At 41.2% G+C, this 16,392-nt stretch carries 13 protein-coding genes and 1 pseudogene; 6 read left to right on the forward strand and 8 right to left on the reverse strand.

The genetic code is table 11. The features are described 5' to 3' along the window. Positions 1-2 precede the first annotated feature (2 nt). On the forward strand, positions 3-2,156 hold the full coding sequence (locus tag RGE70_RS08365; protein ID WP_310471019.1) for an ATP-binding cassette domain-containing protein: 2,154 nt from the start codon (positions 3-5) through the stop codon (positions 2,154-2,156). Between the two features lie 236 nt (positions 2,157-2,392). Here the strand turns inward: RGE70_RS08365 and RGE70_RS08370 are convergent, their stop codons facing one another. After that, on the reverse strand, positions 2,393-3,289 hold the full coding sequence (locus tag RGE70_RS08370; protein WP_310471020.1) for an ABC transporter substrate-binding protein: 897 nt from the start codon (positions 3,287-3,289) through the stop codon (positions 2,393-2,395). Between the two features lie 188 nt (positions 3,290-3,477). Between RGE70_RS08370 and RGE70_RS08375 the strand changes: the two genes are divergently transcribed. The 4 genes from RGE70_RS08375 (at position 3,478) to RGE70_RS08390 (ending at position 8,584) form a co-directional block, all read left to right on the forward strand. After that, positions 3,478-4,362 (forward strand): ABC transporter ATP-binding protein, encoded by an 885-nt coding sequence (locus tag RGE70_RS08375; RefSeq protein ID WP_310471021.1) that lies wholly within the window; start codon positions 3,478-3,480, stop codon positions 4,360-4,362. Continuing rightward, positions 4,359-5,342 (forward strand): ABC transporter permease, encoded by a 984-nt coding sequence (locus tag RGE70_RS08380; RefSeq protein ID WP_310471022.1) that lies wholly within the window; start codon positions 4,359-4,361, stop codon positions 5,340-5,342. The genes RGE70_RS08375 and RGE70_RS08380 overlap by 4 nt, the downstream gene beginning before the upstream one ends. Positions 5,343-5,646: 304 nt before the next feature. Next, positions 5,647-6,561: a DmsE family decaheme c-type cytochrome gene (locus tag RGE70_RS08385; protein ID WP_375087941.1), complete on the forward strand. Its 915-nt coding sequence runs from the start codon at positions 5,647-5,649 to the stop codon at positions 6,559-6,561. A gap of 10 nt (positions 6,562-6,571) precedes the next feature. Next, positions 6,572-8,584 carry an MtrB/PioB family decaheme-associated outer membrane protein gene (locus RGE70_RS08390; RefSeq protein ID WP_310471023.1) on the forward strand — a complete coding sequence of 671 codons (2,013 nt, stop codon included), beginning with the start codon at positions 6,572-6,574 and terminating at the stop codon, positions 8,582-8,584. 641 nt (positions 8,585-9,225) lie between these two features. Here RGE70_RS08390 and RGE70_RS08395 read toward each other — a convergent pair. From RGE70_RS08395 to RGE70_RS08415, 5 genes are all read right to left on the reverse strand, one after another. Then, the gene (locus RGE70_RS08395) at positions 9,226-9,891 is read right to left on the reverse strand and encodes an NAD-dependent epimerase/dehydratase family protein (protein ID WP_310471024.1); all 666 of its coding nucleotides are present in this window, start codon (positions 9,889-9,891) and stop codon (positions 9,226-9,228) included. A gap of 19 nt (positions 9,892-9,910) precedes the next feature. Continuing rightward, positions 9,911-10,825 carry a helix-turn-helix domain-containing protein gene (locus tag RGE70_RS08400; RefSeq protein ID WP_310471025.1) on the reverse strand — a complete coding sequence of 305 codons (915 nt, stop codon included), beginning with the start codon at positions 10,823-10,825 and terminating at the stop codon, positions 9,911-9,913. 26 nt (positions 10,826-10,851) lie between these two features. Further along, positions 10,852-11,703: an SDR family oxidoreductase gene (locus RGE70_RS08405; protein WP_310471026.1), complete on the reverse strand. Its 852-nt coding sequence runs from the start codon at positions 11,701-11,703 to the stop codon at positions 10,852-10,854. Between the two features lie 14 nt (positions 11,704-11,717). Continuing rightward, complete coding sequence (locus RGE70_RS08410; RefSeq protein WP_310471027.1) at positions 11,718-12,686, reverse strand: SDR family NAD(P)-dependent oxidoreductase; 969 nt, start codon at positions 12,684-12,686, stop codon at positions 11,718-11,720. Positions 12,687-12,818: 132 nt separating this feature from the next. Beyond that, entirely contained in the window at positions 12,819-13,331 is a 513-nt protein-coding gene (locus tag RGE70_RS08415; RefSeq protein ID WP_160178543.1) for a hypothetical protein, read from the reverse strand. Between the two features lie 264 nt (positions 13,332-13,595). On the opposite strand from RGE70_RS08415, the gene RGE70_RS08420 reads away from it, so the two are divergent. Further along, positions 13,596-14,639: an alpha/beta hydrolase gene (locus RGE70_RS08420; protein ID WP_310471028.1), complete on the forward strand. Its 1,044-nt coding sequence runs from the start codon at positions 13,596-13,598 to the stop codon at positions 14,637-14,639. Between the two features lie 59 nt (positions 14,640-14,698). On the opposite strand, the pseudogene RGE70_RS08425 reads toward RGE70_RS08420, so the two are convergent. Together RGE70_RS08425 and RGE70_RS08430 are read right to left on the reverse strand one after the other, a co-directional pair. Next, positions 14,699-14,845: pseudogene (locus tag RGE70_RS08425) on the reverse strand (IS5/IS1182 family transposase); the annotation flags it as partial. Between the two features lie 552 nt (positions 14,846-15,397). After that, the gene (locus RGE70_RS08430) at positions 15,398-16,390 is read right to left on the reverse strand and encodes a TIM barrel protein (RefSeq protein WP_310471029.1); all 993 of its coding nucleotides are present in this window, start codon (positions 16,388-16,390) and stop codon (positions 15,398-15,400) included. Between the last annotated feature and the right edge of the window lie 2 nt (positions 16,391-16,392).

Consider the following 16,392-nt stretch of genomic DNA (forward strand, 5'->3'; position numbering starts at 1 on the left):
GAATGGATACTCTAATTGCGTTCGATGAGCTAAATGAAAGGCTAGATCATTTTAAAAATGGTCAGTACCAAAAACGATTTGAGCAGACGCCTCTGCTCAATGGTTTAGCTTCTGCGCTAATCGCCCTTGAATGGGAAGGTACGCCGAGTATTTTATCTGACGTATTTGTAAACCATAAAAATCATTTAACAGCTTTTAAAACCACTTTGACTCGAGTTGGCTACGAATGCCTGACGGTAAACATCAACCGTAAAGATGAATTGTTGGATATTAGCTGCCCCGCGTTTATTTCGTTTAAACAACAGAATTACATTTTATTACAGGTCAAAAGTAATACACTTTTTTTATATGATTATGAAAATGACAATATATTTGAGTATGAGACTGAAAGCAGTATTTCTGCGAAAATTTGTTATATATCAAGTTATTCTCGTTTGTTTAGAGAACCACCACCAGAGTCACAAGATAAAAAGAACTGGATAAAGTTTTCTTTCTATCGCTACAGCGCAGAATTCAAAAAGTTGGTGAAATTAAGTTTGGGTATTAACTTACTTGGTGCAGTACAGCCTTTTTTCATCATGAGTGTATATAATTTTGCATTAAGTGCTGCATCGGTTTCAACACTCATATGGTTATCGCTTGGGGCAATTATCGTTGCCTTTACGGAATACGTGCTAAAGAAACAGCGTATGAACATTTTGTCAACGTCAGGTAAAGAGCTATCTTGTTATATTTCCTATAGTGTATTGTCTAAATTATTGTGGCTACCTTATGCCATGACATCGAACGCTGGGACCTCTTCACAGCTTGCAAGGCTCAAGGATATTGACCAATTTAGGAAGTTGGTAACAGCAGAATCCAGCCTCAGTTATTTTGACTTGCCGTTCATTTTTATCTTTATTATTGCCATTGTTATTATGTCTGGCACAGCGGCAATTACAGTGATAGCAGGGATTTTTATATTAATTGGTTTCTGTATTTATGGGCGCTACATCTACGCAAAAGCGGCATCTCAGAGCTCCAGAGCCAATGCAATGATTTCTTATCATTGGAATGAAATTCTGTCTCATACGGTGTCTATTCAAGGCTTACCGCTACTTTTAGTGCTGAAATCTCGTTTTAATGCTGCATTAATTCAACGCTTAGCTGACTCTCACCAAGTCAGCACTATTAACAGTAAAGTGCAAAGTATGGGTGGGAGCTTAATACAAGTTATAGGTATTACGAGTATTGTGACAGCGGTGTCAGGGGTTATGGCTGGAACAACAGATGCCGGCGCAATGCTCGCAATTATTATTTTGGTTTGGAAAGCGCTAACCCCAATTATGGGAATATATAATTCGTTATCAAAAATCGACACAATTAAAGCATCTACTGGGCAGATCAATGCCCTAATGTCACTTGATGACGATCGTAACAATATGGAAAAAAGTTCACCCATTAATCAATTTCAAGGTGAAGTTACCGTCGAAGGGCTAACACATCGCTATGTGGGACTGTCGAAAGGTCTGACAAATTTATCGTTTAAAGTGGCCCCGACTCAAAAAGTGTCGATTTGTGCTCCATCGGGGGCTGGTAAAACCACCTTACTTAATATTCTTGCGGGTATAGATAGCCGATTTCAAGGTGGTGTTGCACTGGATAACTACAATATATCGCAGTTTAATAGTTACAAATATAGAAACAGCATTTGTTACATTCCATTCGATTTGCACCTGTATCAGGGCTCTTTATTGGCAAATTATCGTCTCTATAACGGCTTTGTGGATGAAGACTACATTGACGAGATGGTTAACTTTTTTGATCTACAAAAATATCTACCGAAAGGCCAAGCGACCGTTATAACTAGCCAGTTATTAAAAAGCCTGCCAGACGGTGTACTGCGTAAGATCAAACTGATGATAGGAATAGGGCGCTGCCAGCAAAAGGTATTGATTATTGATGAGCCTTTTGTGGGGTCTGAAAAAGAAAATAGTCATTATTTAGCCTCACTCTTTTCGAACCACCTTAAAAAATGCACGGTTATTTATACCACCAACGAAAAAAATATGGTGGCAGCCTCTGACTTATGTTTATTACTGAATGAAGAAGGAGCGCAGAAATTTTTTGGTACTCCAGATAAGGTTTTATCAGCAGCGTCCCAAATTTTATACTGATGAAAATGTTTTAGCTAAGAGTTGAGTTGATAGGTGTCCATTTAACAGTGTCTATAATTTAAAGCCCCAGTACTAAAACTAGACACTGATTAAGCAATGTCGTTAAATATTTCCAGAAATGACTTTCTGGAAATATGTCATAGCAAACCTATGTCACCCCTTAAAACATACTTTACGTTGTAAGTGGAACTTCAAGTCACAAAAATGCGGTACACTTAATCAGTGAAATGCCTTATTTAAATGTTCTGCCCATATATAGCTTCAGCCAGTAATCTTGCGGCTTGTGGGATATTCGGCCCCGCTTGTTTTGTCACTGCAGAATCAATAAAGCGTACGCTATCATTGTTTATTGCATTCACTTTATTGGCGTTTTCACGAGCGTGAACTTCGGCCACCGTGGTGGTGCCGCTGCCCGCTTGTGGTCCTTCAAAGATAGGACCTGTCGCATTGGGCCATATCGGCAGTAAAATCACATCTGGGTTCTGGGCAACAACTTCAGGCCAAGTTACCATGGGGGCAATACCGTCACGCTCAGACAAAATTGCTCTTGCCCCGACTAGCTCAATGAGTTCGGTCATGTAAGAATGTTTTCCCGGTACGCATTTATAGAAATAGTTGATCTCGTAATAGACTTTGGGCGATGGATAGCTGCTGTACTGCGTAGCAATTTCCGTTAGCTCTGTTTTGATTGAGCTAACCAAGGCATCCGCCTGTTGTTGATGGTCGATGGTTTTACCCAGTAAAGCAATTTTCTGGTATACCTCAGCTAAACTAGACTCTTCCATGTGGATCACGTTGATCCCCAATGCTTCCAGTTTGGCTTTTAGCTGTAACTGTAAGCCCGTTGCAGTCAACACTAAATCGGGGTTAAGCTGGGTGATATTGTCGATGGCAATATCAGTGAAGCCACCGACCACTGCAATACGATTCTGTTCCACCCTCAAAGGCACTTCTGCTGGAAAGCGCGCATAACGCGTTACGCCGACTAAATCATCAATTGCGCCAATTTCTGCTACTGTATGGCTCCAGTTTGGGGCTAAAGATACGATTCTGAGTGATCCGTCTTCCTGACTAAAGGCTGTAAAAGGGGTAATAAGCAGTAATAGCCAGATGATTTTCTTGAACGCGCGCATGTAAGCTCTCAATTTTGCTGAATTATTGGCATATTGAGGCAATTATCGCTAAAGGCAAGGGCGTTACAGTGGCTTTGTGTACAAGTACACAAATATGATTTGAAGTATAAAAGTCTGTTAAAACCCCTAGTGTTTTTAAACGCTGCACTACCGACAATAGTGGTCTATTTGTATGGTTTGAGGTTGTATTGTCTGTTTTACTGAGTGTTCGCGATCTAACACACCGATATGGTGACTTTACAGCGGTTAATAACATCAATCTTGATGTTCATGTGGGGCAGTGTGTAGGGTTATTAGGGCCTAATGGCGCAGGTAAATCCACTACGATGGAAATTCTAGAAGGGGTGCTCAAACCCAGCCATGGTGAGATTCTTTATCGGGGGTTGCCGATTGATAAAAATTTTAAGCAAGAAATCGGGATCCAGTTCCAACAAACCACCTTGCCTGATTATTTGACCGTTAAAGAGTGTCTAAAACTGTTTTCTAGCTTTTATGAAAGCCATGCACTCATTTCGCACGTCATTCAACTATGTCAATTGCAAGAAGTTGCCAACCAGTATCATTACACGTTGTCGGGGGGGCAGAAACAGCGTTTGTTGTTAGCGTTAAGTTTGATTAATGACCCCAAGTTAATATTTTTAGATGAGCCAACAACAGGGCTTGATCCTCAAGCGAGATTGCATTTTTGGCAACTGGTTAAACAAATAAAACAAGAGGGTAAAACTATCATTTTGACAACGCATTATATGGATGAAGCTGAGCAGCTGTGTGACCAAATAGTGATTATGGATAAAGGCCAGTTTGTTGCAGAGGGGAGTCCGGAGCAGTTACTCAATGATAATTTTCTTCCTCAAATTATTGAACTAGATGGATTGTACCCCGCATATGTATTTAATAGTTTACCTGTAAAAGTGAGCCAATGTGCAGGTAAAACACGCATTGAATGCCAGTGCTTTGATGATTTACTTCCTGCACTTAAACGGCCAGATGTGTCGTCACAAGGTATGTCGGTGCGTAAACCTAATCTTGAAGATCTTTTTTTAAAATTAACTGGTAATGAGCTCCGTATATGAATGCATTATTTGCCTTGATTTCTGCGCGTAATACGGAGTTTTTCCGTGACAAATCTGCGCTTGGTTGGTCGTTACTTTTTCCTATTGCCATCATCATTGCATTAGTGCTTGTGTTTGATGATGATAATCCTAGCCTTTACCAACTCGGTGTTTATGGAGTAACTGAAGAAATTACTCAATTACAAACGTTAAAGCATATAGAAATTATTCATTACGACGATTTAGCACAAGCTCAACATAAAGTAGCAAGGCACCTCGTTGATGGTTTGATTAGTGGTGATACGTATTGGGTTAACCCTGACAGTGCCCAAGGCTACATTTTAGAGCAAGTAATACTGAGTAAATTACCTCAGCTACAGACTAAGCCAATTACTGGTGACGCAGTTCGCCATGTTGAATGGATTTTGCCAGGTATTATTGGTATGAACATGATGTTTTCTGCGTTATATGGTGTGGGTTATGTTGTTGTTCGTTACCGTCGAACCGGGGTTCTTAAGCGATTACAAGTGACTCCACTTGGGGCATGGCAGTTTTTAGCCTCGCAGCTTATCTCAAGGCTTGGGGCCACAGTGCTTTCTTCTATTTTAGTATTTGTAGTGATTGCAGTTCTGTTTGATATTCAGCCTCAAGGCAATATTGCATTATTGGTACTTAATACGGTACTTGGTAGTGCGGCGATGATCAGTATCGGTTTGTTGGTTGCGAGTCGGACTCGATCTGATGAGCTGTGTAATGGTCTATTGAATATTCTGTCATGGCCGATGATGTTCTTATCTGGCATTTGGTTTTCACTGGAAGGTGCCAAACCCTGGGTTAGGTTTATGGCTGACTGCTTACCGTTGACCCATATGAATGACGCAAATCGAGCTGTGATCATTGATGGGGCAGGTCTGTTAGATATTAGCGACCATTTATTGTTTTTGGTGGCGATTATTTGCATCTGTTTAGGTATCGCCAGTCGCACATTTAGTTGGGATTAAACAGCCATAAAATCACTAAAATGCATTGCAATTATTATTGTATTTTGTGATTAATATTCCAAGAGCTCAAATGTATATATCATCTTTGAGCTCTTATTTACTTGCATATACTCACCTCCGATCCTAACTCGCTAAAAATTAGCTGCCTTCTTAATATTGAAGGAGTGAGATTAATCACATCATAGCTAACACTATGGCAAACACTGTCAAAAGTCATAGGGTAATTTGCCACTATATCCTCTAGCCTTAACCTCGATGATTTCAGTTAGTTATATTTTAATAATTAAAAACGTTACGGCAGATGATGATGATGAAAATACTTAATGCGATGAGTGTAGTGCTCGTTCTTCTATTAGGCGTTTCTTCTGGGGTAAGTGCAGATCCTTTAGAAACATTAATGAATAAGTTTGAAGAAGGGAAATATTCGAAAAAGGGCGCTGATGGTTGCATCATGTGCCATAAGAAATCTGAAACAGTAATGGCTATCTTTGATGGTGTACACGGACAGCTAAATAGCAAAAGCCCAATGTCAGGCCTTCAATGTGAAGCCTGTCATGGCCCTAAAGGAAAACATCGCGGCAAAAATGAACCAATGGTGACTTTTGGTGAGCAGTCGCCATTAACATCTGAAATGCAAAACTCCGTCTGTACTGCTTGTCACAACGACACTACACATATGGCATGGAATACCTCTTTGCATGCAGAGCAAGATGTGAGCTGTGTTGGTTGTCATGACGTGCATGTGGCCAAAGATCCGGTACTTGTTAAAGACCTAGAAGTAGCAGTATGTAGCGAATGTCATATTAGCGCAAAAGCGGATATGAATAAGCGTTCAAGCCATCCTCTTAAGTGGGGCGAAATGACGTGTAGTTCATGTCATAACCCACATGGTTCGATGAATGAATCAGCACTTAATGAAATTGATGTTAATCAAACTTGTTTTGAGTGTCACGCTGAAAAACGGGGCCCATTCCTGTGGGAACACGCTCCAGTAATGGAAAATTGTGCCAATTGTCATAATGCTCACGGTAGCGTAAACGATGCCTTATTAAATAGCAGAGTGCCTATGTTGTGTAAGCAGTGTCACGCTGATGACGGACATGCAGGCACAGCACCAAGCGGTAATTCGAGTATTCAAACCGGCGGTCAAGGTTGTCTCAATTGTCATGGGAAAATCCATGGTTCGAATCATCCATCTGGTAAAGCATTTCAGTTTTAAGGAGCGTAAAATGAAATTTAAATTAAGCCTAATTACATTAGCGCTGGCAACTTGTAGTAACGGTGCTTTTGCATTTGATTTTGGTGTGACCTCTGCGAATACACAAACTCAAGCAGCCAGCAGTTCAAAATGGGCCTGTAAAAAATGTACAAGCGATCAGTCGGTCATTGGTCAAGCGGGCATTGAGCTAGGCGCAATGGATAGTGATGACGACAATGCAGCAAATAACCTTAAATATACAGACGGTTTTGCAGCAGGTGTTAATGCTGATGTTGTTTATAACAAGCAAGGTTACCGTACTGAGGTAGTCGCTGACCATTTAGGTAGTGAGCAAGGCTATATCGCCTTAAAAACAGGTGAACTTGGCGTGTGGAACATCAAAGCTAGCTTTGATGAGAAACAACGCTTTGGTAAAAATGCCGAAAGTGTTTGGCTTGCTGAAGATAATAACCTTGTTGAGCAAGATCAATTAGTTTACCAATCACTTGATTTAGAGCGTAAAAAGTCTGCAATTGAAGCCAAACTTAAGCTTGATATGCTGTCTAGTTATATTCGCTTCTCAAATGAAGATAAAACTGGCAACCGTGCGTCAAGTATGAGTAACGGTAGCATTACCGCCGTTAACATCGTAGCTCCTGTCGATAGCCAAACACAAAATATGGCTGCTGGTGTTAGTTTGAGTGGTCAAAACTGGCTCACTGAACTGAGTTATAAAGGCAGTTGGTTTGATAATGATATTGACTCACTAGAGATGAATGGCGCAGGTTTTCCTATCAGCTCTCAGTCACCAGACAATCAATCGCAATTTATCACGTTGGCGGGGCGCTATTCTTTGGGTAAAACCCACCTAAGTGGCCGTTTAACTCAAGGCAGCATGACCCAAGATGCCGATTTTGTGACGCTTAATGGTGTGACATCTGGGCTGACCAATGCCGATACTGAAGTTGAAACTTTAGATGCTAACTTTAAAGTTACTAGCAGTGTGATCTCTGGCCTGAGACTGAAAGCCTCAATTGATTATTCAGATCGTGACAACAAGACTGAAATTAATGAGTATGAGCAATACAGCTTTGATGAGCTCAGTGGTGACTTTGAAGCTAACAGCAACTTAGATACGACAAGAACCGCTTACAAGCTGAGTGCGAGTTACCACCTTGGTAAAGGTCAACGTGTTGAAGCGGGATACGACCGCATCGAAATGGAACGTAGTGATCAGGATCGTGAAGAGACTGATGACAACATCTTTTGGGCACAATGGCGCGCAACAGGTTTTGATAAGTGGGATATCCGCTTAAAAGGGCTTTACTCAGACCGTGGTGGTTCAGAGTTCCTTTACGACGAAATGGGTTCGAGTAAAGAAAATACTTTGATGCGTAAATATTATTTAGCAGATAAAAAGAGCAGTACAGCTGAAATCTTTGTCACTCATGCGCCACTAGAGTCATTAAGTCTAAGTTTCAGAAGTTACTATGGTCTTGATGACTACACCAATACTGATATCGGTTTAGTTGAATCTAAAGACTACGGTTACGATTTGGGCCTAAGCTGGCAAGCACTGCAAGATCTAGACATTAATATTGATGGTGGATATCAGTGGATTGATAGCGAGCAAGCCAGTGCTCAGACGACGAATATCGACATGTGGCAAGCTGATACTGAAGACCAATTTGGTTTTGCTGGCATTGGTTTTCACTACACTGGTTTGAGCGATCGTGGCATCAACATTAGCGCAGACTATAGTTACTCTATCTCAATCAGTGATAGCTACTCAAGCGGCTATAACGTGTTAGGTGACTACGAAGCGACGACTCATAACGTCACTGTTCAAGCGACCTATGCAATGACTGAGCACACTGTTGTTGGACTGAAATATCAATTTGAGACTTATGAAGACTCAGATGATACACAGCTTCCAAGCTCATACTACCCAGGAACAGGCCCGACAGGACTAACCACATTGGGAATACATAATCTTGATTATGATGCCCACTTGATACTGGCAACCTTGCAGTATCGTTTCTAATGCGGTGATCAATCTCAAACAATAAAGCCGTGTTTACTCCTTGCAAGGTTGATCGGTTTATTGTTTGAGTCATATACCCAAGTTATTTTACGTTCTTTTTTTGAGACTAGATTGGCTTAGGTATAAGATCTGATAAAGTGAGTTGTTCATTTAACATGAATGACTGACATTTATAAAAGCATGTTGGTCGCAATATTAGTGACCATTCACCGAAGCTAGTTAATCTAGCTTCGGTTTTTTTATGCCTATTTTTATCTAAGATGGCGCTATACAGCCCTTTATTCATAAGCAATTGTCGCTGAAAGCATATATTGACATAATATAACCATAACCTGACAAATTTAAAGCATAAATTGACATAAAATGGTGTTATGTATTTTTATTACAAAATCTAATCATATATAAATCAATCGCTTGAATTGAAGGTTAAAGCATGGCCTGAGAAATTAACAAAAAATAGAAGCAGTAATGCAACTATTGCTTCTATTCAGCCTCTCGTTATCAAAATAACTAACAAATAAATGCCCCATTGTGTTTTAGTGAATTCTATCAATAGTGCAGGTTTTGTTGTTCATAATCTACCTATGGTGCTAAGTTCTACATCTCCCCGCGCGACTAATAAAACATACAGAGCTAAACATTTATGTATCTATCGCTAATCGATTAATGTCTTCGTTTTCCAGTACCTTTAATGGTTGTGGAGAACTGACGGAGTGGATCATTGCTCTACCCAGCGCTTCACTGGTCGTAATAGGTATTACTTTCTTTAATATTGGGAAAAAGGGGCGTAAACCGTTATATAACAGGTTGTATAAAGCAGTTTTGCTTTTTATATCTCGTTGTGGAAAAAGAGCACCAAGCCTAAACATATACGCGTCTGCAAATCCGATGTTCAGCAACATGTTTTCGGTTTTTCCTTTAACTCTGGCCCACATTACAGAGCCTTGCTCCGAGCTATCTGCCCCTGTACCACTAAGATAATTAAACGTGATTTGCGCAGAGACATTAACTAATGCTGACGCTAACGCATAAGTCATGTCATAAGTGATGTGATTGTAGTCTTGCTCGTCAACCCCAAATGATGAAATGCCCATGCAATGAAAACAGGCATCATAGCCACAAAGCTTTGATTGAACCTGACTAAAATCAGAAAAGTCAGGGTGGACTAATTCCGTTATTTTCGGGTGATTCAATGCCAATGACGCGCGGGTGATAAGTAGTACTTCTTGCACATTATCGCTTTCAAGGCATTGGTTTAATACACTTCTTCCAACCATACCTGTTGCGCCTGTGATGATGACTTTCATTGTTTAATTACTCCAATCTCTAGTGTTTCATCTGTGATGATTTGAAGCTTCGCGGGGACATTCCTGTCTTGGATTTAAATAGCTTAGAAAAATGTTGCGGGTATTCGAAACCAAGATCGCACGCTATTTGGGTAATACTTAGGTTGCCCTCTAGCATTAACGATTTAGCTTTTTCAATAAGAAAGAGGTGGATGTATTCCAGCGCAGTCTTTCCTGTTTCACGTTTTAGTAAGTCACTTAAATAATAAGGCGATAGTCCTAGCTCCTGTCCGCAATATTGAACTGTTGGCACACCTTTCTCCAAGGGTTTATTACTAAGGTAGTAACTATTTAAAAATGACTCGAATCGACCCAGATAATCACGGTTTAAATCAGCCCGAACGTAGAACTGCCTGTCATAGAATCTCACACAGTAATTTAGGAGGAGTTCGAGGTTAGATTGTAGTAATGACTGAGTATGACGATCGATATTTTGTGTGTATTCAGACTTAATTTTTTCGGCGATATCGGTTGCAAGTTCAATTTCTTTGGCGGAAAGGTGCAGAGACTCGTTACTTTCATAATTGAAGAAGGTGTACCGATCCATTTTCTCCCCAAGGTCTGAGCGTGAGATCAGATCTGGATGAAATGCGATTGTCCAACCTGCTGCATTCGGATCTATCTCAATGTCAGAAACGACTGCCGATTGCCCCGGAGCAATGAAAACCATTGAGCCATCATCAAAGTCATAAGCGTTTCTTCCATAGCTCAAAGTACACTCGATACCCTGTTTCAATGATATCTGATACAACTCAAAAGCGTAGGTGCTACCTGATTCCACTTTACCTTGAAACGTAGATTGAGGAATCACCGTGATCAACGGGTGCAATGGGCTAGGCAGGCCCAAATAGCGATGTAATTGGGTAATGGATTTGACATTGTTCACTTTACTCATTGGCTATTCCTCAACTGCGTTTACATTTAGGCGGTGTGTACTTCTGGTACAAACATGTCAGAAATAGCCCTCATCAACTGATCTTCAGGCATGGTCTTTTTCATTTTTAAGATTGACTCAGCATCGCTTCCTGATACGTTATGCACAGGAGTCTCTTCAGTCACACATTGGTATATTTTATCTGCGACTTCCTGAGGATCGGATTCTGTAGCACCTTGTTGGCGCATCTGCTCCATCGTTGCATTCATCTTCTGAAGCATCTTATCACTGTAATCCCTAATTTGTTGGTCACCGTTAGCAAGAATTCGGTGAGGGATCGTGGTAAACAAGTTGGTCTCATAGGCCCCTGGAGCAATGACTTTTGTCTTGATGTTGAACGGGGCATATTCTAGAGCTAGGGCTTCAGTTAAGCCTTCGACAGCAAATTTAGCCGCGCTATAAACAGAAGAGTAGGGTGAACCTAAAATTCCAGCAAGGGATGAGATATTGATGATCACCCCTTCTTTTTGTTTACGCATTATTGGTAACACTTGTTGAGCAACACGCATTGGACCATAAACATTGGTATTGAATATCGCGTTGATCTCGTGTTCATCCCACTGTTCAAAAACGCCCATACCAGAAATGCCCGCATTGTTGACCAGTGCCTCAATGGTGCCGAATTGTTCCATGCCTGCATTGATAGCGTCAGTGATGCTTTGTGGCTCAGTGACATCAAGCCTTGTCAAGAGAACATTAGGAAGCTTGTTGAGCTCAGTTTCCTTTTCTGGCGAACGCATTGTTGCGATGACATTCCAGCCTTTGCTTTGAAAAAGTCGTGCTGTCAGTTTGCCAAAGCCAGTGCTGCATCCAGTAATCAGTATGGTTTTTTTGTTCATTATGTTAATCCTCATTATTCAATAATAGTTTCATTTGTAGGTAGCCAACGAGAAAGGGCTTTTGTAGTCATCTGCTGTGCTTGTGTTCGTTTTTCAGGTTTCTGTGCCTCTTGATGGTGAGGTTTCAACTTGTCTTCACAAATGTACGCGCCAGTGACGTCATCAAAATCAGATGAGATGGCCAATCTTACAATTCGGTCTGCACCAACCAGGGTTGGTGAAGCCATGTAGTGCATGACATAGCTCATGACTTTTTCAGCACCTTCAAGGTGGCTGAGCAAGTTAGAGCGGATATGACCAGGGCAAAGCGAGTTAGCGGTTACGCCAGAACCTTGCAATTGTTTTGCTAAATCGACAGTAAACATATTCATAGAAAGCTTCGATTCCACATAGCTTTCGTCGGTATCGAAATTAACTCTTGCCTGAATGTCATTGAAATCGATTTCAGGTATAAACTCTGTATTTGTGGTGAGGTTTACGATGCGTGCCGGCGCTGACGCTTTAATGCGATCCAGAAGCAGTTCAGTAAGCAATCTTGGGCCAAAGTAATTAATAGCCCAGTTCGTTTCAAAATTGTCGTTAGTGATAACAGGCTTGGTCATATTGATGCCCGCATTATTCACCAGAACATCTATCTTTGGATATTCAGAAAGAATACGCTCAGCACACGCTTTCACGCTGTCCATCGAGGCCAGATCACAAATTTGTAGGTTTATCGAACCTTGCGTATGAGCTGCTTTAATCGACTCAATCACCGCCTCTGCCTTAGTCTTATTTCGAGCGAGCAGGACAATGTTTGCGCCCATTGAACACAACATTTCAACGGCACCACGTCCAATGCCATCGGTCCCACCGGTAAATACTATGGTCTTTCCTTGAAGGTTTTTATCTCCTTTGGGAATAGCATGCTGAGGGTTAGGAGTCCTTCTTTGTGGAACGAATAACTTAAGTAGTATTCGGGTTTTGTCATTAAGTAGTGGCATATATGGTATCTCAGTAAATTAAAAACAAAGCTGTAGTACAAATTTATCAGGTGAGGTTTGAACATTCGGGAATAGAATTTATTGAATATCCAATTTGTTGTTACTCAGCCAAATTAGTAGTGTGCTTACAGGTTATTTGAGTGCGGCGGATTGTGTATCACCTGCTATGTTGATCACATTGCTGCTTATCAACCAGTTTTGATAAGCCTCATCACTCATTTGTTTTTTTAGCTCCGCAGATTGAAGGGCTGTGCCTTGCACTGTGAAATATTTGGAAAAGTAAACAATTAAATAATATGACTGAACATTGACCGTGCTATTGACCAGTAGGTCGTAGCCTTCATCCATCTCCGATAGTGCGCTGGCTAAAGCATTATCTAAATCAAACCCGATGTTGTAAGGATGGTAGCTGTCGTATTTAAAAGCTTTACCTTCTAATGGAAGTTTTTCAACTTCAGTTGAGTTGGTGTTAGCTAGCACCACATTGGCAAGTTTTGTATTACTTCCCCATGTCAAAATAGAAATGCTGATTAGTGCCATAAGCACCAATGACAAGGCAATAATATATTTAGAGTTCATTGTCTTACCTTTAATAGTAATTTTTAGTTTTCTCATTGTGTTAAATGAAACTTCATCAGCGCCCATCGAGTACAACATTTCAATGGTGGGCACTTCTACTTGATTCGATGTCGAGATCATACTGAGAGATGAAACAAGAAACTTACACATTTCCCAAAATAGATCCCTCCGTTTAGGAAGCTGTTTTTGGGAAATGTATAAGTTGGCTTTTCCTTAACTTGCTAATCTCTGGAACACTAGAATTAATCAGCAATAATGCTGGAAACAATAAACATACCGCTATGGTCAACCGTGTACTCAACGGCCTTAGTCATGGTAACGGGAGGATTTATGCGTATAGCAATAAAAGTGACAGTTGGGTTGGTGGGGGCTTTGGCTGTCATAGTGGGAGCTCTGTTCTTTCATGTGAACGCCTCTTACCCGAATGTAGACTCTGAATTGCGGCTGTTTGGGTATGTTGTCGATCGTTTTACTCAAGCCGAAACTCCGGAGCAGCTGATCGCATTAGGTCGACAGGCAGAGCCAGAGAACTATGACTTAGATAAAGGGATTGTTGTAGAAGAAACCTACATCAAAGGCCGAGATGGAAACAACATTCGAGTGGTAATACTGCGTTCAGATAAATCGACTCCCGATGCTGCTGGACTCTTATATCTGCATGGTGGCGGCTATGTTATGGGGTCACCAGACTCAGCGCTAGATATACGTTTTATGTCCGACCTCATTCACACCTCAAACACCGTGATCGTTGCGCCTGCATATCGGCTTTCTCATGAGGCCCCTTACCCTGCTGCTTTAAATGACAGCTACGCCACCCTTGCATGGATGAAAGATAATGCTGCGGAGCTTGGTATCAATGACAGCCAATTGTTTATTGCAGGAGGAAGTGCTGGCGGTGGTTTAACCGCAGCGACAACCTTGTATGCTCGAGACCAAGGGAAAATTAACATCGCGTTTCAAATGCCACTCTATCCGATGTTAGACGACAGAAATAGCTCACTTTCTAATACGCAGAACACGCATTTAATTTGGAATTCGACGAAAAATCGTATGGCATGGGAGCTCTACTTAGGGGATCTGTATCAAACTGATAGTGTGCCCATTTACGCAGCCCCCTCCAGAGCAACAGATTTATCTGGATTACCACCCACCTTTACTTTTGTTGGTGATCAGGACCTGTTCTATGATGAAACGATTGAATTTGTTGAGCAAATGAAAAACAATGGCGTGGCGGTTGAGTTTTACGAATATGAAGGTGGCTATCATGTGTTTGAGGTGGTCGTACCCAATGCTGATGTTAGTCAATTAGCCACTGCTCGTTTACTTGCTGCGTATAAGCATGCCTCAGAGCATTATTTCGCTGAGCAAAATTAAGAACATTGCAAAGAATGTCTTTGATTAGGGCATGTTGATCTTCGCTATACGTTTTATGTTCAGCAATACATCGGCAACCACATTAACATGAATGCCAGCGATAGTATGCTGGTATAATTCCTTTCTAGCTTGCCACATCTACTTGAAATAGCTCGATAATACTTAATCCTAGCGAAAGCATTTTCGACTAAATGGCGGTACTTATATCAGAACCAATCCATGGTACGAGATCATACGGTAGGCGATGAGATCTCTCAGGGGCACAGACTAGCCCCTCCATGGTATTTTTGTATAGAACCCAAATAATAGGAATCGCAACAATGGCTTTAGTTGAAGCGCTTGAATTCGTATAATTCGAGGACACTCAACTAAAGCAGTTTAAAGTCATTCAAGAACAATCAGGTGCAGGTGAATATACATGGCAAGACATCTCTAGGCTTATCTGCAATACCGAATCTAATGTGAGTCTAAAGTTATCGAGCAATTGTTCTAACGCGCTTTTGTCCAAAAGTGAGCTAGAAAGTGCTAGTACCTTAGCCGTAATAAAATAACATGTCACTATTCTTATTTATTAGTGGATATTACAATTTGTCATTTTATGGTTATATTTTTTAGCTAAGCTATTGAAAGTTTTAAGCGACCTATGTCAGGTTATGCTTTCAGCGACAGCAATACCGCGTTAACCATTGATATCACTTCTGTAAAACATACTCTCTGCAAACATGCTTTCTAAGACATATCAGTATAAAGCCATGGTCTTAAGCGTATTTTTGCCAACTTATCCCTGACATGCACGACTGCTGCAGCTTAATGGTTTGTTGCCATTGTTGAATGCTTTGCTGCGAGACTTCATGCACTAGGTAGCTAGGGTCGACAGTGTCGACAAGCTGTGAAAGGTCGCAGCTATTAAAGCCATTATGGGGATCTAGTCTAGTGATATGTTTTAAGGCGCAATCAAACTGTGGCCAAAAGCCGTCACAGTTAACATAGCTGGTCGGTGTCTGCTTTTTCTTAGCAGACTGAGGGATTAGATTGCTATTGAGATGCAGGGTTTTAATCTCTGAGCTTAAATCCAGTTGCTTTAATTTGTTGATCAAAAATGCAATGGCACTGGGCTCATCTTTGAGGGCGTTATTGGTCGCCATCATGTGGCCTGAGTCGAAACAAATGCCACATTTGCTATAGTTTATCCGGCGGCGAAGATTGTCATATTCCTGCCTGTTATCGAGCCTGAAACTTTGCTGCCACCACATGTTTTCCAGTAGTAACCAACCTTTAAAATGACTCTGCGGCAGCGCAATGTTAAGTAACTTTGCACAAGCAGCAAAGGTGTCGTCCAGTGTCCAGGGGAAATCCTGTGTAAATAGGTTTTCCATATCGCAATCCATCGGGTGAAATACTGCGTAGGGTGCATTGAGCTCCGCTGCCAGGTTAAGCTGGCTGACCATCACCTTGACGATATGATCAGCATTTACACCACCATAGAACTGCTGCACTGTTTGCCAGTCACCGAAGATCTGCAGTAGCCTTTTACTGTCGTTGTACAACAAAGGTGTCAAGATCGGGAAAGACTGCAGGTGAAAACCGCCGACTAAATTAGTGGGGATATCTGCGGCATTGAGCTCGCCATGAGGGTATACCTCAAAACCTGTTAGGTTCATATTTTGCAGCCATTGCCCAGCACTTTGCCAGCCATCAAATAAATGGCCAGGTTTTGGGGTCACGGTAATATTAGCGAGTTCAAGCATCATTA

The organism is Shewanella youngdeokensis (assembly GCF_033180165.1).
Taxonomy (GTDB): domain Bacteria; phylum Pseudomonadota; class Gammaproteobacteria; order Enterobacterales; family Shewanellaceae; genus Shewanella; species Shewanella youngdeokensis.